A 20,697-nucleotide genomic window follows, 5' to 3' on the forward strand; every position below is an offset into this window, starting at 1 on the left:
ACCAGCATCAGATTGGCCTATTGCGTCATTACAACCAGTCGATCACGGCGCATCATCTTCAGCGTCAAACTGGCATTCGCTCCAAGAAACAACGGCCTTCCATAGAGATTCCCCCTTCAACTCAGTCAGGGTTCTGCCTCGGACAGCGTGGCGTCAATCCGCTCCGCCAGCAGCAGACAGGCGTCCATCTCGGCCCAGAGCAACTTCCGCCTCTGAGCCTCGACAGCGTAGGAGCGCCGGTGTAGATCCCGACCCAGATAGCGCAGGGCATCACGGATCCGTCGCCAGTCCTCGTTGCTGCAGTTGGGCGCCTGAGGGACGCTGTCATCCATGGAGGCCGAGTGAGCCAAGGGTTCAGCCATGCAGCATGAAATCAATGCAGTTTCCGACTGTACCGTTGAGTTTCAGACGCCATTCAGTCATGGGAAACTCACCTGGGTTGCGAAGATGGTTCCGCTGGACCGCAGCTTCGACGCTGGGACTGGCCAAACTGCTGCTGGCTGACCTGGCCATTGCTGCACCCTTCAGCTACGACCCTGTCTCGTTCACAAGCTTTGCCAACAGCCGTATGAAAGCTCAGGGCAAGGATGTGGTCTTCCGCAACCTCGCCCTGTGCCGGCGTGATGGGTCAAGTGGCTATCGATGCCTGGAGGGAGAAGTGCTCCGGCGTGAAGCCGGCAAGCCAGGGCGCGAGCTCTGCAAATTGTGCTCAGTTGGCTATCATCCGGCCACGCGCAGCATCAACTACCTGGCCAAGGACTGCGTCAGAAAAACAGACCAGCAACGGCTGCGCGAGCAGTCTGAAAAGCTGTTGCGAAAGGGACTGGATGCGCTGGAAAACATCAATCCATGATCAGCTCTTCCGAGCCTGCCGATCCGCCGCTGGATCAGCTCAATCATGCCTGCCTCAGCCGGCAGGGGTGTGGCTTCAGCCAGCTGGATCGGTGAGGGTATGGGTCGCCTGAGATTCGAACTCAGGACCAATCGGTTAAAAGCCGAGTGCTCTACCGCTGAGCTAGCGACCCGCCCTGGTGGGCTGCCCTCGCGGGCACCCCTGGAACGTATCACCCAGGGGGCACCTCCTCCAAGAGAGCATGGTCGAGTCATCAGGGGGTGCTGATCCCCCGGTTGCCCGCGCGTTGCCATGTCCTCCTCCCCCTGGCCCGAGCCCAGCGTTCACCCCGAAGCCTGGGTGGCCCCCTCGGCGGTGGTGATCGGGGATGTGGCCATCAGCGCCGGAGCGAGCATCTGGCCGCTGGCCGTGGCCCGGGGCGACCTCTGCAGCATCCAGATCGGGGCCAACAGCAACGTCCAGGATGGGGCCGTGCTGCACGGGGATCCAGGCCAGCCGGTGCTGATCGGCGCGGGGGTGACCATCGGCCACCGAGCTGTGGTGCATGGCGCCACCCTCGAGGATGGCTGCCTGATCGGCATCGGCGCCATCGTTCTCAATGGGGTGCGGGTTGGGGAGGGTTCCCTTGTGGCCGCAGGGGCGGTGGTGACCCGGGACGTGCCGGCCCGCACTCTGGTGGCGGGCATCCCGGCCAAGGCGAAGCGCACGCTCAGCGAGCAAGAGGCCGCCGAGCAGCTCAAGCACGCCTTGCGCTACAGCCAGCTGGCCGCCGCCCATGCCGGCCGCGCTGGCTGAATGCTGCGATTTGGATCAACCGGCTCGGGAGCCCTTATGGGCAGGCGTGTGGTGTCCGTAAGATTGGCTAACGATGATTCTTCCTCGATGGACGCTCGGCTGCTGCTGGTTACTGCTCCCATCCTGCTCGCCGTTGCCTGGGCTGTGTTCAACATCGGCCGAGCGGCCGTCGGTCAATTGCAACTGATGCTCAAACGTTCCCGCGCCTGATGGTCCTGGTGATAGGTGCCGGCCTGGCCGGCACTGAAGCGGCCTGGCAGATAGCCCAGGCAGGTCTGCCGGTGCGGCTGGTGGAAATGCGGCCCGTGCGGCGCTCTCCCGCTCACCACAGCGCTGAATTCGCCGAACTGGTCTGCAGCAACAGCTTCGGTGCCCTCTCCAGTGATCGGGCTGCCGGTCTGCTGCAGGAAGAGCTGCGCCAGCTGGGTTCACTGGTGATCAGCACAGCCGACGGCCACGCGGTTCCGGCCGGAGGTGCGCTGGCGGTGGATCGTGGCCAGTTCAGCGCCACACTCACCCGCACCCTTGAAACCCACCCTCTGATCCAGGTGGAGCGGGCGGAGCTGCTGCGTCTGCCTGAGCCACGAGAGATCACCGTGCTGGCCACGGGACCCCTCACCAGTGACGCCCTGGCCGAGGACCTACGCCGCTTCACCGGCCGCGACGACTGCCATTTCTTTGATGCAGCCAGTCCGATCGTGGCGGGCGAGAGCATCGACCTGGAGGTGGCCTTCCGCGCCAGCCGCTACGACAAGGGCGACGCCGACTACATCAACTGCCCCATGAACCGGGAGCAGTACGAGTTGTTCCGGGAGGCCCTGCTGGCGGCGGAGCAGGCCGAGCTCAAGGATTTCGAGCAGGAGAGTGCCAGCTTCTTCGAAGGCTGCCTGCCGATTGAGGAGCTGGCACGTCGCGGAGACGACACCATGCGCTATGGCCCGCTCAAGCCCATCGGCCTCTGGGATCCGCGCTGGGGCGACCTCCAGGACCGCGACGTGCGCCGCGCCAGGAGGGCCCATGCCGTAGTGCAGCTGCGCCAGGAAGACAAAGGCGGCCGTCTCTGGAACCTGGTGGGCTTCCAGACCAACCTGAAATGGAGTGAGCAGAAACGGGTGCTGCGTCTGATTCCAGGTCTGGAGAGCGCCGAGTTCGTGCGCTTCGGTGTGATGCACCGCAACACCTTCCTGCAGTCGCCACAGCTGCTGGATCCCACCCTGCAGTTCCGGCAGCGGCCCAGCCTGCTGGCGGCGGGCCAGATCACCGGCACCGAGGGCTATGCCGCCGCCGTGGCCGGGGGCTGGCTGGCGGGCACCAACGCCGCCCGCCTCGCCCATGGCCAGAGCCCGATCGTCCTGCCGCCCACCACCATGATCGGCGCCCTCACCCACTTCATCGCCGAAGCCCCCAGCGCGAAGTTCCAGCCGATGCCCCCCAACTTCGGCCTTATGCCCGAGCTGAGCGTGCGGGTCCGGGAGAAGCGGGCCCGCTACGGCGCCTACCGCGACCGTGCCCTGGCTGATCTGGCACCGTTCAGGCCAGCAGCCCGCAGTGCTGCCCTGACCTTTGCCTAGGGTCAAGCCAGCCAGCAGGCCCACCCCCGTGAGCGTCATCTCCAGCCCAGCCAGTGCGGCAGCCACCAGCCCGGCGAAATCCCACGACTGGGACGCCGTGGTGATCGGCTCCGGCATCGGCGGCCTTGTGACGGCCACCCAGCTCGCCGCCAAGGGGGCGCGGGTGCTGGTGCTGGAGCGCTACCTGATCCCGGGCGGTTCGGGCGGCAGCTTCAAGCGTAAGGGGTACACCTTCGACGTGGGCGCCTCAATGATCTTCGGCTTCGGCGAGAAGGGGCACACCAACCTGCTGACCCGCGCCCTGGCCGATGTGGGCGAACGCCAGGAGACCATCCCCGACCCAGCCCAGCTCGAGTACCACCTTCCCGGCGGGCTGAACGTTGCGGTCGATCGCGACTACGACACCTTCATCGACCGGCTTTCGGCTCTTTTCCCCCATGAGGCCACCGGCATACGCCGCTTCTACGACACCTGCTGGAGCGTCTTTCGCTGTCTCGACGCGATGCCCTTGCTCTCGCTCGAGGATCCGGCCTACCTGGCGAAGGTGTTTGTGCGCGCACCGCTGGCCTGCCTTGGCCTGGCCCGCTGGCTGCCGGTGAATGTGGGCGATGTGGCGCGCCGGCACATCAAGGATCCGGCGCTGCTGAAGTTCATCGACATGGAGTGCTTCTGCTGGTCGGTGATGCCGGCGGACCTGACGCCGATGATCAACGCCGGCATGGTCTTCTCCGACCGTCATGCCGGCGGGATCAACTACCCCCGCGGTGGTGTGGGCTCAATCGCGCGCCACCTGGTTCGGGGCCTGGAGCGACACGGCGGCGCGATTCGCTACCGCTCCCGGGTGACCCAGGTGCTGATCGAGGGCGGCAAGGCTGTGGGAGTCGAGCTGGCGGGCGGTGACACGATCCGTGCCAGCCGGGTGATCTCCAACGCCACACGTTGGGACACCTTCGGCGGGCTGGTGGCGGAGGCCCAGGTGCCGGCTGCCGAGCACACCTGGCGGCGGCGCTACAAGCCCTCGCCCTCGTTCCTTTCACTGCATCTGGGAGTGAAGGCTGAGGCCATTCCTGCCGGCAGCCACTGCCACCACCTGCTGCTGGAGGAGTGGAGCGCCATGGAGGCGGAGCAGGGCACGGTTTTCGTCTCGATTCCCACCCTGCTCGATCCGGACCTGGCGCCGGAGGGCAGGCACATCGTCCATGCCTTCACCCCATCGAACCTGGAGGCCTGGCAGGGGCTCTCCCCCAGCGACTACCGCACGACAAAGCAAGCCGCAGCCGATCGCCTGGTCCACCGGCTGGAGCAGATTCTGCCCGGCCTGAGTGGAGCGATCGTCCATAGGGAGGTGGGCACCCCCCGCAGTCATCGGCGCTTCCTCGGCCGTCACCAGGGCAGCTATGGCCCGGTGCCGGCCATGCGCCTGCCGGGGTTGCTGCCGATGCCCTTCAACCGCAGCGGCATCCCCGGGCTGTACCTCGTGGGTGATTCCTGCTTCCCGGGTCAGGGGCTGAACGCGGTGGCCTTCAGCGGCTTCGCCTGCGCCCATCGGGTGGGTGCCGACCTGGGCCTCAACCCCTGGGCCCTGCCCGCCTGAGCCACCACGAAGGCCCCGCCAAGGCACCGAGCCGGAAACCCGACCCCGGCACGCTCGCGCCTATCGCTCACGCTCCATAGGGTGATCGCCATTGATGGTCATGCCCCCATGGGTCCCGTCCCCACCCCGAACCACGAGGATCTTGCCCGCTACCTGGAGCAGAACGACGCCCTCAGCAAGCCCTGGCTGATGCTGCAATTGCGTATGAGCCGTCTCAAGGAAGAGAAGGATTCGCTTGGGGCCGATGAGTACCTACGCCGGGTGCAGGATGCCCACAACGACCTGATGCGACTGGGCAGCTTCTGGCGTGGCCGCGAAGCCGAACTATTCGGGGTGAGCTGAGCCCCATGGCCTCCAATCCGCCGGGAGCGGCACCGGATCAATCCCAGACCTACCCGGTGGCACCATTGATTCGCTTCACCCTGCTGGGGCTTTATCTCGCCCTGGTTCTGCCCCTGCCGCTGCTGGCCACTCCAACGCTGCGTCCGTGGCTGATCGCTGCCCTGCCGGTCGGATTTGTGCTGGTGTCCGCCTTGCTGAGTGAGCGGGTCAGGCTCGATCAGGAAGGCCTCACGGTGGGCCATCCGCGCTGGTGCGCCTGGCTGCTGCGACGGGGCTGGCAGCTTCCCTGGAATCAGGTGGAGGGTCTCACCAGCCTGGGCACGAGCCAGGGCGGGCGTGTCTACTACCTTCGTGCTCAGGATGGCCGCAGACTGCTGTTGCCGCAGCGGGTGGACCGCTTCCCTTCCTTCCTGCTGCAGGTGCAACGCACCACCGGCCTGGATCTATCAGCAGTGGGCCGTCTCTCCCCGCCATGGACCTACTGGGTCCTGGCGGCTCTCACCCTGGCCATGCTTCTGGGGGAGCTGGTCGTGCTCGCGGCCTTGCCCACAGCCAGTGTCCCAGGGTTGAGCTGAGCAGAACCGGTTCTTCAGCTGGCGCTCGCGCTCTGGGGACGGACACCGCCAGCCGGGCTGAGTGAAGGCTCAGGCGCTTCAGGAAGAGTTTCCAGGCTGAAGCGGTATCCCTGCTGGCGCACCGTTTCGATGCCACCGCCCTCGCCAAGGCCAGCCAGTTCAAGCTTGCGGCGCAGGGTGAGCACCTGGGTGTCGACCGAGCGGGGACCCCCACTGAACGGAGGCCAGGCCATGCGCAGCAGCTCCTGGCGACTGCGGACCATCCCCGGTGGCATCAGCAAGGCACAGAGCAGGGCGAATTCACGGGGGCTGAGCTCCACTGGCTGATCGCGCAGGGTCACCTGGCGCAGCAGCAGGTGCACCTCCAGCGGACCAACGCAGACCCGCTCCTGCAGGCCGGTGCCGCTGCGACGAAGCAGGCTGCGACAGCGGGCCGCCAGTTCCTCCAGACCGAAGGGCTTGCGCAGGACGTCGTCGGCGCCAGCATCGAGCAGCGCCACCAACGAATCAGCGCCGGTGCGGGCCGTGAGCACCATCACCGGGGAACGTAGATGGGCCGCCAGGCGCAGGGCAGTGCTCTCCTCGAGCAGTTCGGCGCTCACCAGCAGATCAGGAGTCTGGTCGTCGCAGAGCTGGAGGGCTTCAGCAGCCGTGGCCACGGCTGCTGCCAGGTATCCATCCTGACGGAGGCGCTGGGCCAGGACCGTTCTCAGGGTCGGATGGGGGTCGACGACCAGAACCCGCTTCAACATGGAGGCCCCGCCGGTACGTGGCTCAAGCGTCAGCTTGACGGGGGTTGGATCAATGGAATCCGGCTTGGGTGTGAGCTCCACACGCGGCCACGGGTGAGTCTCTAGGCTACCTGATACACGCCGGGAGCAGTCGGTATCCATCGATGCCACGCCCGCCCAGACAGCCTGTGCCCCATGACCGCGCTGCAGAATCCTGACGCCATCCGTCACTTCCAGTCAATCTGTGACGCCTGCCAGGATCTGGCCAGCCGCTACCACAGCCCCTCGGAACTCAGGCTCTATGCCGATGGCTACCTTCATGCCCTACGCCGCGGTTCCGTGCTGCAACCTCTGGATCAACGCCGCCTTGAAGACCTGATCGAGCGTTGGATCATGGATCCCTCCAGCTTCATCGGGCCCGACGGCAATGTCAGCACCCTGTTCGAGAACAGCCGCAACTGATCAGGAAACACGGCCGGGCACCGACTGGATGGAATAACCGAAGACGGCGTACGTCTGGATCCCTAGCTGGCCAGGGCCACAGTGAGGGTTTCACGCAGCTCGCCGGAGTTGTACATCTCGATCAGGATGTCTGAGCCACCGATGAACTCGCCGTTCACGTACACCTGGGGAATGGTGGGCCATTCCGAAAACTCCTTGATGCCCTGACGAATCTCTGGATCGGAGAGCACATCAAAAGTTTCGAACGGCATGCCCAGGGAATTGAGGATCTGAACCACGTTGTTGGAAAATCCGCACTGGGGCATCAGCTTCGAGCCCTTCATGAACACCACGATCGGGCTGCTGCTCAGAAGGCTGTCGATGCGTTGCTTGACGGCGCTGTCCATGGATGCCAGGGGTAGAACGAATGAAGGGGGAAGGAGCGGAAAAGTCAGCCCACACCAACGGGGGTTGTGGTCTGCAAGGCAAGGGCATGAATGGCCTCACTGGCCAGCTCACGGCGCAGGGCCGCGTAAACCAACTGGTGTTGCTTGATCCTCGAGAGACCGGCAAAGGCGGAGGACACCACTTTCACCTGGAGATGGTCGCCACCACCGGTGAGATCCTCGACCTCCACCTCGGCATCGGGAAGGCTGGCGCAGATCGCTTCTTTCACCTGCTCCGATTGCACCATGTCCGAGATTCCATCCGGTCAGAACGGAATCTAGAAGCCGGAACGTCCAGCTGCCTTATGGCGTTGCCGGGGCGTCGCTGACGGCGGTGTAAGGGGTGGTGGCGAAGCCGAGTTCCACAAGAGTCTGGTAAGCACGGCGCCCTTCCTCCCGGGTCGGGGTCATCACCTTCACCACCTCCACCAGCAGGGGCACGGCCACCTCGGGCTGGTTCTGGCGGCGGAGCAGGGCGGCAAGACGGAGATTGGACTGGGCCAGCAGTTCCAGCGACTCGCGGCCTTTCTGATCCATCTCCCGGGGAATGCGCGCATCAAGGCCGCGGAAGGACCCACTCAGATCCCGGTAGAAGCCGAGCAGGCGCAGGCTGGCATCCCTGGCCTGGTCATAGTCCTTACGGGCGGCAGCAAGGTCACCGCGGGCAATAGCCGCATCACCACGGCTCAGCAGATCCTTGACGGCCTGGAGGTTGAAGGTTCCAGCCGAACCCTCAAGCACCTTCGGGGGCTCACCCTGGGCCTGAAGGGGCAGGATCGGGGCAGCAGACAGCAGGGTTGCCGCCAGGGCAAGCCCGAGGGCAAGGTGGGGCCGGCGCACAGGGGACAACACAGAAATGCAGCTGGACTCTACGGGGGAGAGATAGGACGGTTCACAGCGAGGCGGGCCGCTTCCTCAGCTGATTGCATCGCCACCGCCAGCCGGTCGTTGAGCGCCCGGACCTCGGAGCGGCCGCCATCTCCATCCACGGCCAGGGCGGGGGCAAAGACCAGGGCAGCCCGGCCCCGGCAGCGCGGGGGGGCCTGGCTGTAGCCGATCCCGATCGGAACCACTCGCACATCAACGCCCTGGCTGGCAGCAAGGACCGCCAGCCGTCCCAGACCCTGATGCACCCGGATCGGCCCATCCTGACGGCGGATCTGGCCCTCCGGAAACACCACCAGCTGCTCCGAGGCGGCCAGCAGGTCGACGGCATAGCGAAGTGAACTGGTGCCAGGCCGTCCCTGGTCGATCGGGAAGCAGCCGAGGCGGTCGAGAAACCAGCCCTGTATCCCCTTCATCTCCGTGACGGTGACCATGAAGCGGCAATCGCGGCCACTGATCCGGCGGCCGGCGGCATGGGGCAGCAGCAGGGCGTCCCAGCGGGCCCGGTGGGTAGGGGCCAGCAACACCGGCCCCTGCAGAGGCAGGTGCTCCGATCCCAGCACCTCGATCGAGCTGAAGAAGCCGGGCAGGGCGAGGTCCTGGGTCGCCAGCATCGCCAGCGGGGACAGAACGGGACTGATGCCACGACAGACGCTGCTCTCCCTGGCCACCAGGTTGGAGCTGGGCTTCGGCTCGGTCCTCGCTGGTCCCTCGATCACTTGCGTCGTCTCGGCCGTCACCTGAAGCCGTATTCGCCAATCGATGCAAGCTAGAGGGCGCCGCAGTGCTTCGTTTCAGGGCACGGGCAGTTGCCTCTGCGGTTGAGCCCGACCCTGCCAAGGCCCCCTGTTGGGCCTGAGCTGATCCATAGGATCAAAGGCCAACGAGTCCCTGCGCGAGCCATGGCCAGCCTTGGCGTGAATATCGATCACATCGCCAACGTGCGTCAGGCCCGCCGGGCCCTTGAGCCCGATCCGGTCACCTTGGCGCTGCTGGCTGAGCTGGGGGGCGCCGATGGAATCACCGTGCACCTGCGCGAGGACCGGCGCCATATCCAGGAGCGCGACGTCGAGTTGCTGCGAGCCACCGTGCGCAGCCGCCTCAACCTGGAGATGGCCGCCACCTCTGAGATGGAGGCGATCGCCCTGCGGATCCGCCCGGACATGGTGACCCTGGTGCCGGAACATCGCCAGGAGGTCACCACCGAAGGAGGGCTCGACGTGGTGAGCCAGCTCGGCACGCTGCAGGGACTGGTGGGCCGACTGCAGGGCTCAGGCATTCCCGTCAGCCTGTTCGTGGACCCGGAGGTCTCCCAGCTGGAGGCCAGCCGTGCCAGCGGCGCCCGCTGGGTGGAGCTGCACACCGGCGCCTACGCCGAAGCCCACTGGGATGAGCAACCACGGGAACTGGCCCGCCTCGAGGAAGGCAGCTTCGTGGCCCGCTCCCTCGGGCTGAGGGTCAATGCCGGCCATGGCCTCACATATCAGAACGTGGAGCCGATCGCCGCGATTGAGGGGATGGAGGAGCTGAACATCGGCCACACAATCGTGGCCAGAGCCCTTGCGGTGGGATTGCAGAGCGCGGTGAGGGAGATGCGCGCCCTGATTCAGAATCCCCGTCGCGACCCCCTGTTCAGCAGCAGCAGCCCATGAGTGCCTCCCCGTCCACCACGTATCACTTCATCGCCGCCAGTGAGCAATTTCTGACAGTGGAGGAACCCCTTGAGGAGGTTCTACGCGAGCGGGTGCGCAACTACGGCGAGGTGGGCAAGGCGATCGATTTCTGGCTGCTCAAGCGCCCAGCCTTTCTGAACGCTCCCGAGCTCTCGGCCCTGGCCACCACAGTGCCTAACCCAGCAGCAGCCGTGGTCTCCACCGACCCGAAATTCATCGATTTTCTGAAGCTGCGGCTGGAATTCGTGGCCAAGGGCAGCTTTCAAGCCCCCAGTTCCACCATCCAGGACCCCCTGGCTCAGCAGACGATCTGAACCGATCAGGCAGCCTGATCCAGCTGCTCAGGCTGCCTGCTTCTGCTTGGTGAGCATCCAGCCATCCAGCAGCTGAACCTGCAACGGGTTGAGGGCGGCATCGGCCAAGAGGCGCTCCCTCAGACGAGCAAGATCCTCAGGATGCAGCTCTCCATTCTTTTGCCAGTGGAGATCCGTGGTCATCAAGGTGTTGAGGTGCTGACGTCTCTGTTGGTCCATGGTGTCAGCTACCACCCGCCCGAGCCGGGCTGAAATCCGATGATTTCCTTGAGAGATCCCCGGCAAACACTTGAGTTCGCTTGTGCTTCCCCGCCTGGCCCGGCCCGGCCCTTTCCACCTGCCAGCGAGCTCTGGCTCAGAACAGCCCCAGAAAGCGGCGTCGGGGTTGCGCCTCACCCTCGCTGGCCTTTGGGGCACGACCCTGGCCACCATCCTGGTGGTAGCGCGGAACGTTGTCACCGACGGTGAGCAGCGCTTCCTTGTTCTTCCACCAGATCCAGTCGCGGATGGGTGGTGTAGCCAGCAGATCATCGCGGCTGAGCCCCAGACCAAGCTTGCGCGAGGCATCCACCAGCACCTCGATCATCGCCTCACCGTCACTACAGCGAGCAAGCGCTTCATTGGTGCGCTTTGCCCCGTTCAGGGCCTTCACCAGCGCCTGAACTCTTTGGGACACCGTAAGAGAAGCAGGATTCATCAGACCCCAGCCGCATGAGTCGGACCGTACCAGTCTGAGGCGGTCGGTGAGCGCTCTGCGCCAGGGCTGGTCGCGATCGGGCTGACAGAAGTGGAGATCAGAGGCCACACTGGTATCAGCGCAGTTCCACTTCGGCGCATCCTTTGCATGGCGTCCACACCGCAGTCCCCCCGTCACTGGGTGATCGGTGACGTCCATGGCTGCGCCACAGCTCTCCAGGACCTGATCACCCGACTGCCGCTCAGCGACCGTGTGATCTTCTGTGGTGATCTGATCAATCGAGGACCCCAGATCGAGCGCACCTTGATCCTGGCCTGGGATCTGGTCGGACAGGGTCGGGCCGTATGGCTTCGGGGCAACCACGAGCAGAGCCTGCTCAAGGCTCTCAGCAAGCAGCGCGGCACCAGCGATCCTGCCCTGGCGGGTTCCGACACCTACCGGCAGCTGGGCAGCCGTCAATGCCGCCTCTGGCGGGAGCGTCTGGAGGGCCTCCCCCTGGCCTACTGGGGCAAAGGCTGGGTCGCCACCCATGCTGGCTTCGATCCCAGCACCTGGTTGCCCCACCTTTCCATCCGCCAGCCCTTCTGGAGCCAGTACGACGGCCGCTTCGGGGATGTGATCATCGGTCACACCCCCGTGGCCCGGGTCGAGCGCAGTGCCAACGGCATCGTCAAGATCGATACCGGTGCCTGCTACGGCGGTAGGCTGAGTGCCTACTGCCCTGAAACCGCCGAGTTGATCAGCGTGCCCGGCCTGCGCAGCATCCAGTCCCAGCTGCCGGTCCTGGGCCGACGGCGTTCTGGCAAAGCGGTGGCCGGCTCCTGCTGAGAGCAGCTCGATGCTGACGGTCTATCGCAGCAACCGGGCCGACCTGCTCGCCCAGCTCCTGGGAAAACACCTGCTTCTGGCCCCTCCCGACCTCTTTGAAACGGTGTCGGTGGTGGTGAACACCTGGCCCACCAGCCGCTGGCTGGGGGAGCAGCTGGCCCTTGAGCTGGGGGGAATCGCCGCCAACATCCGCTTCCCCTTTCCCGGCAGCCAGCTGCGCACCATTGTCCAGCAGCTCCTGGGAGACAGCAGCGAGGACAGCGACCCATGGCGAGCCAGCGACCTGGTCTGGCCTGTGCTGGAGTTGCTGCCCCAGCTGGTGGAGGCCCCTGAAGCCGCGCCGCTGCGGCGCTGGCTGGAGCACCGCGACGACGCGGGCGAGCTGGATACCTCTCTCTGGCAACTGGCCCGCGCCATCGCCGATGGCCTCGACGACCTCTGCCTGTACAGGCCCGCCATGGCCCTGGCGTGGTGGCAGGGCGGCTGTGGCGACAACCGCGGCGACCCCCTGCCGGAGTCGCTGGCCTGGCAGCCCCTGCTGGTTCAGCGCTTGCGGGATCGGCTGGGACAGAAACCCTTCGGGCTCCAGGCCCTGGAGTTGATCGAGCGTCTGCGCCAGGGCCGCATCAGCGTCGAAGCGATCCCCTCCCCCCTGCGCCTCTTCGGCCTCAGCAGCGCCCCGCCCGTGCAGGTGCAGCTGCTCCAGGCCCTGGCCCTGGTGGTCCCCGTGGACCTCTACCTGCTCACCCCCTGCGCCGACCTCTGGCAGCGCTGCATCGAGCGCCGCCGCGAGCTTCAGGACGCTCTGGCCCTGGAGCAGCCCTTCGGCCTCGACTGGTTGCTGCAGACCCCTGGGCTCGAGGCTCGCTTCGGCCGCCTGGGCGGGGAATTCCAGCAGTTGCTGGAGGGCACCGGGGAGTCGGAGCTGGGCGAGGCCCAGGAGCGGGATCTGTTCCTGTTGCCGGCCACGGCGGCGACCGCCAGCCTGCGCAGCCCCAGCCTGCTGGAGCAGCTCCAGGAGCAACTTGCCCAGCCGGCAGAAGGCCATCTGCTGCAGCGCGCCCCGGAGGACCACTCCCTGGAGTTCCACCCCTGTCCGGGAAAGCTGCGGCAGGTGCAGATCGTGCGTGATCGCTTGCTGCAGCTGCTGGCCGCGGACCCCAGCCTCGAGCCGCGCCACATCCTGGTGATGACTCCCCAGGTGGACCAGCTGGCACCGCTGCTGGCCTCGGTCTTCTCCGACAGCGACGCCACAGGAGTTGAGCTGCCCTGGCGGCTCACCGACCGCAGCCAGCTCGATGACGCCGGCATTGCCCAGTCCCTGCTGCAGTTGCTGCGCCTGGCGGGAGAGCGCCTGACGGCCTCGGGACTGGAGGGCCTGCTCGAGAGCACTGCCCTGCAGGAGCACCATCAACTGGAGCCCCAGGAGGCTGCCGCCATCACCAGCGCGCTCCAGGCCAGTGGCTTCCGCTGGGGGCTGGACGGGGCCGAGCGGGGCGGCAGCGAGCAACACAGCCTGAGCTGGGCGATCGACCGACTGTTACTGGGCCTGGTGCTCCCCGACCAGCCCGGACTGGCCATCGGCGCCTGCGCGCCCCATCGCCTTTCCGGCACGCCGGAGAGCCAGGGGCGCTGGATTCTGCTGCTCACCCGCATCGAGCGGTGGTTGATCCAGCTACGCCGCAGCCGCCGCGCCGAGGACTGGGGCCCGTGCCTCAGGGACCTGCTCGAGGATCTGTTCGGCGACGGCGGCGAGAGGGCCTGGGAGCTGATCTCGATTCACCAGGCCATCGCCGAGTGGACCGCCGGGGCCGCCGGGTGCACCCTGACGATCCCGGCCACGGTGCTGGCAGCGGTGCTGCAGGAGCGGCTGGCCGCTGACAGCGGTCGCTTCGGCCACCGCAGCGGCGCCCTGACGATCAGCGCCCTCGAACCGATGCGGGCCATCCCTTACCGGGTGATCGTGCTGATGGGCCTCGACGCGGAGGTCTTCCCGCGCCGGCGTCAGCGGCCCAACTTCCATCCGATGGAGCACCAGCGCCTGCTGGGGGACCCCGATCCGGCCGACCAGGACCGCTATGTGCTGCTTGAGGCCCTGCTCTCGGCCCGCGATCATCTGCTGGTCAGCTGGAGCAGCCGGGACGAGCGCAGGGGCGACCGCCTGCCGCCGCCCGCCCCGGTGCGCCAGTGGCTGGATCAGCTCCAGGCGGAACTCGGCGCGGAGGGCTTCAAGGGGCTGGTGGTGGACCACCCAGTCAGTCCGCTTGATCGCCACAATTTCCTGGCGGCAGGTCAGCGACCGCCCTCCAGCTGTGACCAGCGCCTGCGACAGGCCCGCCAGCGCCTCGAGGATCCGGCCATGGCAGCGCGACCACTTCAACCCCTCGCCCGACGGGAGTCACCTGAGCCGGGAGCTGCGGCCGGCACCACCGGATTGGAGCTGGAGTCACGCAACGATCCTTTCGAGGATCTGCGCCGCTGGTTGATGGCGCCCCAGGAGAGCTGGCTGCAGCAACTGGGCCTGAGGCCGCGGGAATGGTCCGAGCCGGTGGAGGACCTAGAAGACCTCAGCCTCGATGAGCTGCGGCGCTCCCGGCTGCTGCGGGATCAGCTCGCCCGCGGCGGCCACGAGCCCGCCCCGCCCGACTGGCCCTGGCTGTGGCGGGGGCGGGGCCTGGCGCCTCCTCTGACTGCTGGGGAGCTGGAGGCTGACGCCCTCAGCCAGCGCTGGTCGTCGCTGCAGCAGCTCCTCGAGCGGCTGGGGGAACCCCGGCGTCAGCGGCACCGGTGGCAGGAGCGGCAGGATCCAGGTCTGGGCTGGGACCTGGAGGCTGATCTCGACTGGCGCGACGATCTGCTGGTGCTGGTGCACACCGCCCGGGCCCGCATCCCCCACCGTCTCGATCTCTGGCTGCGGCTGTTGCTGGCTGCTGCCAGCGGCCAGGCCCCGCGGCAGGCCGTCCTGATCGCCCGCGACAAGAACCATTTCGTGGTGGCGCAGCGGCTGCAGGCGATCGCAGCGGGGGCCGCGGCAGAGCAGCTCCAGCAGTTGCTCCTCTGGCGGCAGAGCCACCGCCACCACTGCTGGCCGGTGCCCCCTGAAACCGGCTGGGCCTATGCCCAGGCCGAGCACAATCGCTCCGGCGATGGCTCCATCAAGGCGTTGCAGTGCTGGGAGGGGGCTCCCCCCTGGACCGATGGCGAACGGGAGCAGGAGGCGATGGCCCTCTGTTTCGGTCGCGACTGCCCGGGTGAATCCCTCCTCCGGGGCGATTTCGGAGCTTTCTCCGCCCTGGCCATGGCCCTGCATGAACCGCTGCTGCTTCAGCAGCTGAAGCCATGAGCGTCGCCGAAACCCAGTCAGCGGCAGCGGCTGGGGAGCTGGCGGCCAACGGATTCCCGCTGGATCCAGGGGTGCACCTGATTGAAGCCAGTGCCGGCACCGGCAAGACCTTCACCCTCGCCCATCTGGTGCTGAGACTGGTGGGGGAGCGGCAGCTGTCACTGCGATCGCTGCTGGTGGTCACCTTCACCAAGGCTGCCGCCGCCGAACTCAGGGACCGGATCGGCCGGCGGCTGCAGCAGGCCCAGCAGTTGCTGCAGACCCCTGATCCGGCGGGCCATGAGGGACTTGATCAGGAACTGAAGGATTGGCTCGGGACCATCCCCCCGGAGGACTACGAACGGTTGCGCGCCCAACTGCTGCTGGCCCTTGAGGAGCTTGACGCCGCCGACATCACCACGATCCACGGGTTCTGCCACCGCAGCCTGCAGCGTCAGGCCCTGGAAGCGGGCCTGGCCCCTGAGGTGGAACTCGAGGATGACGGTGCGCTGCTGCAGGAACAGGTGGTGCACGACTACTGGCAGCAGCAGGTGTTGCCCCTGCCGGCCCATGCCCTGCGGGGACTGATAAGCCGGGGTGTCGAAATCAAAGGGCTGCAAACCCTGCTGGCCAGCCTGGAGGGAGATCCGACCCTGGCCAGCCCGGATCTGCCGCCCGGCTGGGACCCTGAGCAGCCCCTGCCCCCCCAGTGGCTCGGCCAGTGGGAGACCGACTGGCTCCGTTTCCAGGCCCTCTGGGAGCAGGAGGGTGAGGAGCTGGAACAGGCTCTCCGCGCGGCAGCGGCAGAGCGCAAGCAGGCAGGCATCAAGAGCAAGGGGCCCTACACCGTCAAGCCCCGCCACAATCGCGTCCAGCTGCTCAGCGCCTGGCTGCAGGCACAGCCGTGCCCGGGCTCCTACGCAGAGCTGCTGGAGGACAAGACCAGCTGGATTCCCGACTACTTCCACCCAGGGCCGATCAGCCAGGCGGCGGCACTGGCGGGGCCGGTGCCGCGGCTGCCCCAACCCCGATTGCTGGCAGCGGCGGCGGCACTGGTGGACGCTCCTGCCGAGGCGGTGCTCAGCCATTTCTGCCACTGGGCCCGGGCGGAACTGGCGCGGCGACGGCAGCGCGGAGGACGCATGAGCTATGGCGACCTGCTGAGCAGCCTCGATCCCGGTGCCGACGGCACTCAGCGTCCAACACTGATCGAGGCCCTCTCAGAGCGCTACGAGGCTGCGCTGATCGATGAGTTCCAGGACACCGATCCCCTGCAGTGGCGCATCCTCCAGCGGGTCTTCGCGGCCGGTGATGCCCAGCACCAGCAGCTGTTGGTGCTGGTGGGAGATCCCAAGCAGGCCATCTACCGCTTCCGGGGCGGCGATCTCGACACCTACCGCGCCGCCAGCAGGACCGCCGCAGCCAGCCACCGGCTCATGCGCAACTTCCGCTCCTCGCCTCCCCTGCTGGAGGCGCTGAACCGACTGATGGCCCCGGGCCTGCCCCGCTCAGACCTGCCGGTGCCGCCCCTGCGGGCCGCCCGGCTGGATAGGGGGGAGTCGTTGATCCTGCCGGCGAGCCAGCAGCCCCTGCAGCTGCTCTGGCTCGGAAACGATCGAAGCGCTGGCGAAGCGCCCCCCAGTCGCAGCGAGCTGGAGAGCCGAACGGCTGATCGGGTGGCGTCCCTGGTCCTGGATCTGCTGCTGAGCGGATGGCGGATGGGCGAAGGAGAGCTGAGCCGGCCCCTGCGACCCTCCGACATCTGCCTGCTGGTGGACCGGCACCAGCAAGCCGAAGACCTGCGGGAGGCCCTGGAGCGCCGTGGCCTGCCCAGCCGCCTGCTCAGTCAGGGGGATGTGTTCGCCGGTGAGGGGGCCGCCCTGCTGCAGCGGTTGCTCGATGCCCTGGCGGAGCCCGGCAGCGGCGCACGCCTGCGGCTGCTGGCCGCCTCCCCCCTGATGGGCTGGAGTCCGCGCCAGCTGGCGGAAGCTGGCAGCCAGGAGTGGGATCGCCTGTCCGGCCAGCTGGCCCGCCTGGCCGAGCGCCTGCCCAGCGACGGTTTGCTCGCCACCCTGGGGCAGATGCTGCGCAGTGAGGAGCTGGCACAGCTCTCCCTGCAAGGTCGCTGGCTGGCCGACCTGCAGCAGTGCGCGGAGCTGGTACAGGAGCGGCTGCACCAGCAGCGACTCGGGGCAGCAGCCAGCGCCGACTGGTTGCGGCGGCGGCGATTGCATCCGCCCGAAACGGTGCCGGAGAACCAGCTGCCCCACAGCGATGCGGTGACTTCCGCAGTGGGGGTGTTGACGGTGCACCGCAGCAAGGGGCTGGAATTCCCCGTGGTTATCTGCCCCTATTTCTGGCAGGGGGTGAACAGCGCCAGTCGCCGGGGCAGCCGCCGTCTCGGGCGTCGCTGGAACGCGGAGCACGCCGGCGGGCCCCAGCTGGATGTGCATCTCGATCAGCGCTGGGGGCCGGGCCAGGTGGCGGCGGAGCAGGAGCAGGCCGCGCTGGCGGCGGAGCGGGAACGGCTGGCCTACGTGGCCCTCACCCGCGCGCGGGAGCTGCTGGTGCTCGGCTTCGGTCCGGCCCTGGACCAGGCGAGCAATCCCCTGATCCCGTGGCTGTTCAGCGGGCACCCCCTACCGCCCCTTGGCCCCAACGACGACGACGACATCTACACCTCTCGCTCCGATCAGGAGTGGCTCGACCATCTAGACGGAGAGATCCAGCGGCGAGCCCTGCCGATCACCGTGATCAGCGGCGAGCCCACCCAGCCGAACTCCGTGCGCTGGCAAGCCCCTGCGGAGGCCGGAGATCTGGGCACCGGACCGGTGCCCCGCTGGCCCCTGCTCTCGGGCTGGGGGCGCAGCAGCTACTCCAGCTGGACCCAGGGGGCCCACGGGGGACCCCTGGCGCCGGAGGCGATTGAGGAGGGCCGCGAAACCGATGGCATCGATCGTGCCGCCACCGATACGGCAGGTCCGGATCCAAAGGCCAATGGACCCGTCAGCCCGGAGCGGGGACCAGATGCCTGGGGTCCCCGCAGCGGACCTCTGGCGATGTTTCCCCGCGGCGCCGCTGCCGGTGATTGCCTGCACCGCATCCTGGAGCGGATTGATCACCGCCAGCCTGGCGACGATCCGCTCCAGCAAAAGCTGGTGGAGCGGGAGCTGGAGAGGGCTGGACTGGATCTAGAGCATGTCTCGGCCACTCTGAAGTTCCTCGAGCAGCTGCGTCACACACCGATGGGAGGGGCACTGGGGAATGTGTGTCTGGCCCAGCTGGATCCGCGGCGGCAGCTGCGCGAAATGCCCTTCGATCTGCCCCTGGCCCTGGGAGCGGAGACCTCAACTGGCCACGCTCTGGTGAGGGCCCAGGGGTTGGCCGAGGTGTTCAGCCGGCATCCGCAGGGGTGCTTCAGCGGGGCTTACGCCCAACGGCTGGCGGAACTGAACGTGGCCAGCCGCGGCTTCCTCACCGGCTCGATCGATCTGGTCTTCACCGCACCGGGGCCGGACGGGCGGGAGCGCTGGTGGGTGGCCGACTGGAAAAGCAACTGGCTGGGGCAGCGAGACCCCCAGGGCCAGCCCCTCGCCTGTGGCCCTCTCGACTACGGACGGGCCGAGATGGCAGCACTGATGGAAAGCCACCATTACCCGCTCCAGGCCCACCTCTATCTGGTGGCCCTGCACCGCTATCTGGGCTGGCGTCTGCCGGGCTACAACCCCCAGCAAGATCTCGGCGGTTACCTGTATGTGTTCCTGCGGGGCGTCCCCGGTGCCGTCACCCCGGCACCGGGCCTGGCCATGGCGGAGCAGTCGGTGCCTGGGATGTTCGTGGAGCCAGCACCGCTGGATCGCCTCCTGGCCCTTGATGCTCTGCTGCGGGAAGGCCAGCAATGACTCCACAGATGACTCCGCAGCCGCCCACCCTCAGCCCCCTGGGGCCAGCCCTGGCTGAAGCCCTGCCGAGGCTCTACGGCATCAAGAGCGATCCGTTGCTGGCCGAGCTGATCGAGGCTCTGAGTGCGGCCCTGCTGCGCGGTGAGTTGCACCTGCCCCTGGACGGATCAGCCCCCGAGGGCATCGTCAGCGTGGAGCACTGGCCTGAAGGCCACCGCCAGGCCCTGGTGCGCTGCGGCTGGATCCAGGGCCCGGAGCAGCTTGAGCCGCCAGCTGACGACTCCCCGCCCCCGCTGATGCTCAGCGAACGGGGTGTGGGCTGGCGGCGCTGGCTGTTGCTGCTGGAGAGCACGATGGCCGAGCTGGAGCAGCGAGCCACAGCTTGCGTGCAGCCAACCCTGAGCCCAAAGCGCCTGCAGACCGCCGCGCAGCGGGCCCAGCAGCGTGGCGGGCTGGATTCCCATCAGCGGGCGGCGGTGGCGGCCTTGCTCCGGCAGGGCCTGGTGCTGCTCGGAGGCGGACCCGGCACCGGCAAAACCAGCACGATCGTGCAAATGCTCGCAGCGGTGCTGGAGGAACGCCCTGGCTGGCGGCTGCACCTGGCGGCACCCACCGGCAAGGCCGCCGCCCGCCTGCGCCAGGCGATCGCCGCCGGAGGCTCCACCCTGCCGCCGGATCTGGCCACCCAGCTGACAGGCAGTCCCTGCACCACCCTGCATCGCCTGCTGGAGAGCCGCGGCGAGGGGTTCGGACGCAACCGGGAGCGGCCCCTGGCACTGGATCTGCTGGTGGTGGATGAGGTGTCGATGCTGGATCTCCCCCTGATGGCCGCCCTGCTGGAGGCCTTGCCAGCCGAGGCCCAGCTGCTGCTGGTTGGGGATCCCGATCAGCTGGCCCCGGTGGGCCCAGGGGCGGTGCTGCAGGAACTGCAGGTCCCGGCCAGGCGCCAGACCCTGGGGGGTTCGTCGATCGAGCTGAGCACCACCTATCGCAATGACGGGGCCCTGGCCCTGGCTGCCGGCCGGTTGCGGCGTGGTGACACCCCTGGATTTCTGCAACAGCTCAGCCTGCTCGAGGCCTCCGACAACCTCAGCTGGTGGCGCTGCGCACCAGGCCGATTACCCCTCGAGTTACTGGAGCGGCTCAGGGCCCATCAGCTGCAGCTGGCTCAGCTGGCCGCCCGCTGGAGTGAGGATCCTGATGGTCTGAGCCTGGAGCTGCTCGAGGAGGTGGAGCGCTGCGTGGTGCTTGCTCCCACCCGGCGCGGACGCTGGGGTGTGGAATCACTGAACCAGCGGCTGCTCGCAGCTGACTGGAGCCGGGGACCCGCCGGCTGGCCCCCCGGCACTCCCGTGCTGTGTCAGCGCAACCTGCCGGAGCAGGGGCTCGCCAATGGCGATGTGGGGGTGGTGGTGATGGTGGAAGGCCAGCGCAGGCTGCTGTTCTGGGGAAGCCAGGATCCTGGCGAGGAAAGCAATGGCGGCACCGGCGCTGCCGGCGGAAGGTCGCGGCTGGTCCATCCCAGCCGCATGGCCGCAGCAGAGGCGGCTTTCGCGATCACCATCCACAAGTCGCAAGGCAGTCAGTACCAACAAGTGCTGGTCCTGATGCCGGAGAGGGAAGGCCGCTGGGACCAGCGGCTTCTCTACACAGCATTGACAAGGGCCCGGCAGCAAGCGGTGCTGATCACCCCCGAAGGCCAGGGGTGGCTGCCCGCCTGATGACTGC

At 67.4% G+C, this 20,697-nt stretch carries 22 protein-coding genes and 1 tRNA gene; 14 read left to right on the forward strand and 9 right to left on the reverse strand.

The window, feature by feature from the left end; genetic code table 11:
- Positions 1-125 precede the first annotated feature (125 nt).
- Entirely contained in the window at positions 126-332 is a 207-nt protein-coding gene (locus KBY93_RS07115; protein WP_255093591.1) for a DUF899 domain-containing protein, read from the reverse strand.
- Between the two features lie 89 nt (positions 333-421).
- Here KBY93_RS07115 and KBY93_RS07120 point away from each other — a divergent pair, with 89 nt between their 5' ends.
- Positions 422-853 (forward strand): hypothetical protein, encoded by a 432-nt coding sequence (locus KBY93_RS07120; RefSeq protein ID WP_255093592.1) that lies wholly within the window; start codon positions 422-424, stop codon positions 851-853.
- Between the two features lie 100 nt (positions 854-953).
- On the opposite strand, the gene KBY93_RS07125 is transcribed toward KBY93_RS07120, so the two are convergent.
- A tRNA-Lys gene (locus KBY93_RS07125) sits at positions 954-1,025 on the reverse strand.
- A 119-nt stretch (positions 1,026-1,144) separates the two neighbouring features.
- Here KBY93_RS07125 and KBY93_RS07130 point away from each other — a divergent pair.
- From KBY93_RS07130 to KBY93_RS07155, 6 genes are all read left to right on the forward strand, one after another.
- Positions 1,145-1,648 (forward strand): gamma carbonic anhydrase family protein, encoded by a 504-nt coding sequence (locus tag KBY93_RS07130; RefSeq protein WP_255093593.1) that lies wholly within the window; start codon positions 1,145-1,147, stop codon positions 1,646-1,648.
- Positions 1,649-1,735: 87 nt separating this feature from the next.
- Positions 1,736-1,858, forward strand: a complete 123-nt coding sequence (locus KBY93_RS07135; RefSeq protein ID WP_094555684.1) for a photosystem II protein Y — start codon at positions 1,736-1,738, stop codon at positions 1,856-1,858.
- Positions 1,858-3,219 (forward strand): FADH(2)-oxidizing methylenetetrahydrofolate--tRNA-(uracil(54)-C(5))-methyltransferase TrmFO, encoded by a 1,362-nt coding sequence (gene trmFO, locus KBY93_RS07140; RefSeq protein ID WP_255093594.1) that lies wholly within the window; start codon positions 1,858-1,860, stop codon positions 3,217-3,219. The genes KBY93_RS07135 and trmFO overlap by 1 nt, the downstream gene beginning before the upstream one ends.
- A 28-nt stretch (positions 3,220-3,247) precedes the next feature.
- A complete protein-coding gene (crtH, locus tag KBY93_RS07145; RefSeq protein WP_255093595.1) occupies positions 3,248-4,813 on the forward strand; it encodes a carotenoid isomerase in 1,566 nt (521 codons plus the stop codon).
- Positions 4,814-4,921: 108 nt separating this feature from the next.
- Complete coding sequence (locus KBY93_RS07150; protein ID WP_255093596.1) at positions 4,922-5,155, forward strand: hypothetical protein; 234 nt, start codon at positions 4,922-4,924, stop codon at positions 5,153-5,155.
- A 5-nt stretch (positions 5,156-5,160) separates the two neighbouring features.
- Complete coding sequence (locus tag KBY93_RS07155; RefSeq protein ID WP_255093598.1) at positions 5,161-5,730, forward strand: hypothetical protein; 570 nt, start codon at positions 5,161-5,163, stop codon at positions 5,728-5,730.
- A gap of 14 nt (positions 5,731-5,744) precedes the next feature.
- Here the strand turns inward: KBY93_RS07155 and KBY93_RS07160 are convergent, their stop codons facing one another.
- Positions 5,745-6,482: a response regulator transcription factor gene (locus tag KBY93_RS07160; protein ID WP_255093599.1), complete on the reverse strand. Its 738-nt coding sequence runs from the start codon at positions 6,480-6,482 to the stop codon at positions 5,745-5,747.
- Positions 6,483-6,656: 174 nt separating this feature from the next.
- On the opposite strand from KBY93_RS07160, the gene KBY93_RS07165 reads away from it, so the two are divergent.
- Entirely contained in the window at positions 6,657-6,923 is a 267-nt protein-coding gene (locus tag KBY93_RS07165; RefSeq protein WP_255093600.1) for a DUF6761 family protein, read from the forward strand.
- A 62-nt stretch (positions 6,924-6,985) separates the two neighbouring features.
- Here the strand turns inward: KBY93_RS07165 and grxD are convergent, their stop codons facing one another.
- The 4 genes from grxD to KBY93_RS07185 are packed head-to-tail and all read right to left on the reverse strand — an operon-like array spanning position 6,986 to position 8,847.
- Entirely contained in the window at positions 6,986-7,309 is a 324-nt protein-coding gene (gene grxD / locus KBY93_RS07170; RefSeq protein WP_094555582.1) for a Grx4 family monothiol glutaredoxin, read from the reverse strand.
- A 44-nt stretch (positions 7,310-7,353) separates the two neighbouring features.
- Positions 7,354-7,596, reverse strand: coding sequence for a BolA family protein (locus KBY93_RS07175; protein WP_006170541.1), 243 nt, complete (start codon positions 7,594-7,596; stop codon positions 7,354-7,356).
- A gap of 55 nt (positions 7,597-7,651) precedes the next feature.
- Positions 7,652-8,200, reverse strand: coding sequence for a hypothetical protein (locus KBY93_RS07180; RefSeq protein ID WP_255093602.1), 549 nt, complete (start codon positions 8,198-8,200; stop codon positions 7,652-7,654).
- 17 nt (positions 8,201-8,217) lie between these two features.
- The gene (locus KBY93_RS07185; protein ID WP_315856391.1) at positions 8,218-8,847 is read right to left on the reverse strand and encodes a lysophospholipid acyltransferase family protein; all 630 of its coding nucleotides are present in this window, start codon (positions 8,845-8,847) and stop codon (positions 8,218-8,220) included.
- Between the two features lie 288 nt (positions 8,848-9,135).
- Between KBY93_RS07185 and KBY93_RS07190 the strand changes: the two genes are divergently transcribed.
- The gene (locus KBY93_RS07190; protein ID WP_255093603.1) at positions 9,136-9,885 is read left to right on the forward strand and encodes a pyridoxine 5'-phosphate synthase; all 750 of its coding nucleotides are present in this window, start codon (positions 9,136-9,138) and stop codon (positions 9,883-9,885) included.
- Complete coding sequence (locus tag KBY93_RS07195; protein WP_255093604.1) at positions 9,882-10,220, forward strand: MgPME-cyclase complex family protein; 339 nt, start codon at positions 9,882-9,884, stop codon at positions 10,218-10,220. Before KBY93_RS07190 ends, KBY93_RS07195 begins: the two co-directional genes overlap by 4 nt.
- A gap of 27 nt (positions 10,221-10,247) precedes the next feature.
- On the opposite strand, the gene KBY93_RS07200 is transcribed toward KBY93_RS07195, so the two are convergent.
- Together KBY93_RS07200 and KBY93_RS07205 are read right to left on the reverse strand one after the other, a co-directional pair.
- A complete protein-coding gene (locus KBY93_RS07200) occupies positions 10,248-10,439 on the reverse strand; it encodes a hypothetical protein (RefSeq protein WP_255093605.1) in 192 nt (63 codons plus the stop codon).
- Positions 10,440-10,575: 136 nt separating this feature from the next.
- Positions 10,576-10,917: a hypothetical protein gene (locus KBY93_RS07205; protein ID WP_255093606.1), complete on the reverse strand. Its 342-nt coding sequence runs from the start codon at positions 10,915-10,917 to the stop codon at positions 10,576-10,578.
- 147 nt (positions 10,918-11,064) lie between these two features.
- Here KBY93_RS07205 and KBY93_RS07210 point away from each other — a divergent pair, with 147 nt between their 5' ends.
- From KBY93_RS07210 to KBY93_RS07225, 4 genes are read left to right on the forward strand one after another with little or no spacing between them, the layout of a single operon-like run.
- Complete coding sequence (locus tag KBY93_RS07210; protein WP_255093607.1) at positions 11,065-11,745, forward strand: metallophosphoesterase; 681 nt, start codon at positions 11,065-11,067, stop codon at positions 11,743-11,745.
- Between the two features lie 10 nt (positions 11,746-11,755).
- Positions 11,756-15,088, forward strand: a complete 3,333-nt coding sequence (locus KBY93_RS07215; protein ID WP_255093608.1) for an exodeoxyribonuclease V subunit gamma — start codon at positions 11,756-11,758, stop codon at positions 15,086-15,088.
- Positions 15,085-18,969 carry a UvrD-helicase domain-containing protein gene (locus tag KBY93_RS07220; protein ID WP_255093609.1) on the forward strand — a complete coding sequence of 1,295 codons (3,885 nt, stop codon included), beginning with the start codon at positions 15,085-15,087 and terminating at the stop codon, positions 18,967-18,969. The genes KBY93_RS07215 and KBY93_RS07220 overlap by 4 nt, the downstream gene beginning before the upstream one ends.
- Positions 18,970-18,977: 8 nt before the next feature.
- Positions 18,978-20,690 carry an ATP-dependent RecD-like DNA helicase gene (locus tag KBY93_RS07225; RefSeq protein ID WP_255093610.1) on the forward strand — a complete coding sequence of 571 codons (1,713 nt, stop codon included), beginning with the start codon at positions 18,978-18,980 and terminating at the stop codon, positions 20,688-20,690.
- Positions 20,691-20,697: the final 7 nt, after the last annotated feature.

Source organism: Synechococcus sp. J7-Johnson (assembly GCF_024345795.1).
Taxonomy (GTDB): Bacteria; Cyanobacteriota; Cyanobacteriia; order PCC-6307; family Cyanobiaceae; genus Regnicoccus_A.

Excerpts from the sequence above, each read along its gene's own strand:
- KBY93_RS07115 (WP_255093591.1), bottom strand. The coding sequence starts at position 332 with ATGGATGACAGCGTCCCTCAGGCGCCCAACTGCAGCAACGAGGACTGG.
- KBY93_RS07120 (WP_255093592.1), top strand. The coding sequence starts at position 422 with ATGGGAAACTCACCTGGGTTGCGAAGATGGTTCCGCTGGACCGCAGCT.
- KBY93_RS07130 (WP_255093593.1), top strand. The coding sequence starts at position 1,145 with ATGTCCTCCTCCCCCTGGCCCGAGCCCAGCGTTCACCCCGAAGCCTGG.
- KBY93_RS07135 (WP_094555684.1), top strand. The coding sequence starts at position 1,736 with ATGGACGCTCGGCTGCTGCTGGTTACTGCTCCCATCCTGCTCGCCGTT.
- trmFO (WP_255093594.1), top strand. The coding sequence starts at position 1,858 with ATGGTCCTGGTGATAGGTGCCGGCCTGGCCGGCACTGAAGCGGCCTGG.
- KBY93_RS07150 (WP_255093596.1), top strand. The coding sequence starts at position 4,922 with ATGGGTCCCGTCCCCACCCCGAACCACGAGGATCTTGCCCGCTACCTG.
- KBY93_RS07155 (WP_255093598.1), top strand. The coding sequence starts at position 5,161 with ATGGCCTCCAATCCGCCGGGAGCGGCACCGGATCAATCCCAGACCTAC.
- KBY93_RS07160 (WP_255093599.1), bottom strand. The coding sequence starts at position 6,482 with ATGTTGAAGCGGGTTCTGGTCGTCGACCCCCATCCGACCCTGAGAACG.
- KBY93_RS07165 (WP_255093600.1), top strand. The coding sequence starts at position 6,657 with ATGACCGCGCTGCAGAATCCTGACGCCATCCGTCACTTCCAGTCAATC.
- grxD (WP_094555582.1), bottom strand. The coding sequence starts at position 7,309 with ATGGACAGCGCCGTCAAGCAACGCATCGACAGCCTTCTGAGCAGCAGC.
- KBY93_RS07175 (WP_006170541.1), bottom strand. The coding sequence starts at position 7,596 with ATGGTGCAATCGGAGCAGGTGAAAGAAGCGATCTGCGCCAGCCTTCCC.
- KBY93_RS07185 (WP_315856391.1), bottom strand. The coding sequence starts at position 8,847 with ATGCTGGCGACCCAGGACCTCGCCCTGCCCGGCTTCTTCAGCTCGATC.
- KBY93_RS07190 (WP_255093603.1), top strand. The coding sequence starts at position 9,136 with ATGGCCAGCCTTGGCGTGAATATCGATCACATCGCCAACGTGCGTCAG.
- KBY93_RS07195 (WP_255093604.1), top strand. The coding sequence starts at position 9,882 with ATGAGTGCCTCCCCGTCCACCACGTATCACTTCATCGCCGCCAGTGAG.
- KBY93_RS07200 (WP_255093605.1), bottom strand. The coding sequence starts at position 10,439 with ATGGACCAACAGAGACGTCAGCACCTCAACACCTTGATGACCACGGAT.
- KBY93_RS07205 (WP_255093606.1), bottom strand. The coding sequence starts at position 10,917 with ATGAATCCTGCTTCTCTTACGGTGTCCCAAAGAGTTCAGGCGCTGGTG.
- KBY93_RS07210 (WP_255093607.1), top strand. The coding sequence starts at position 11,065 with ATGGCGTCCACACCGCAGTCCCCCCGTCACTGGGTGATCGGTGACGTC.
- KBY93_RS07215 (WP_255093608.1), top strand. The coding sequence starts at position 11,756 with ATGCTGACGGTCTATCGCAGCAACCGGGCCGACCTGCTCGCCCAGCTC.
- KBY93_RS07220 (WP_255093609.1), top strand. The coding sequence starts at position 15,085 with ATGAGCGTCGCCGAAACCCAGTCAGCGGCAGCGGCTGGGGAGCTGGCG.
- KBY93_RS07225 (WP_255093610.1), top strand. The coding sequence starts at position 18,978 with ATGACTCCGCAGCCGCCCACCCTCAGCCCCCTGGGGCCAGCCCTGGCT.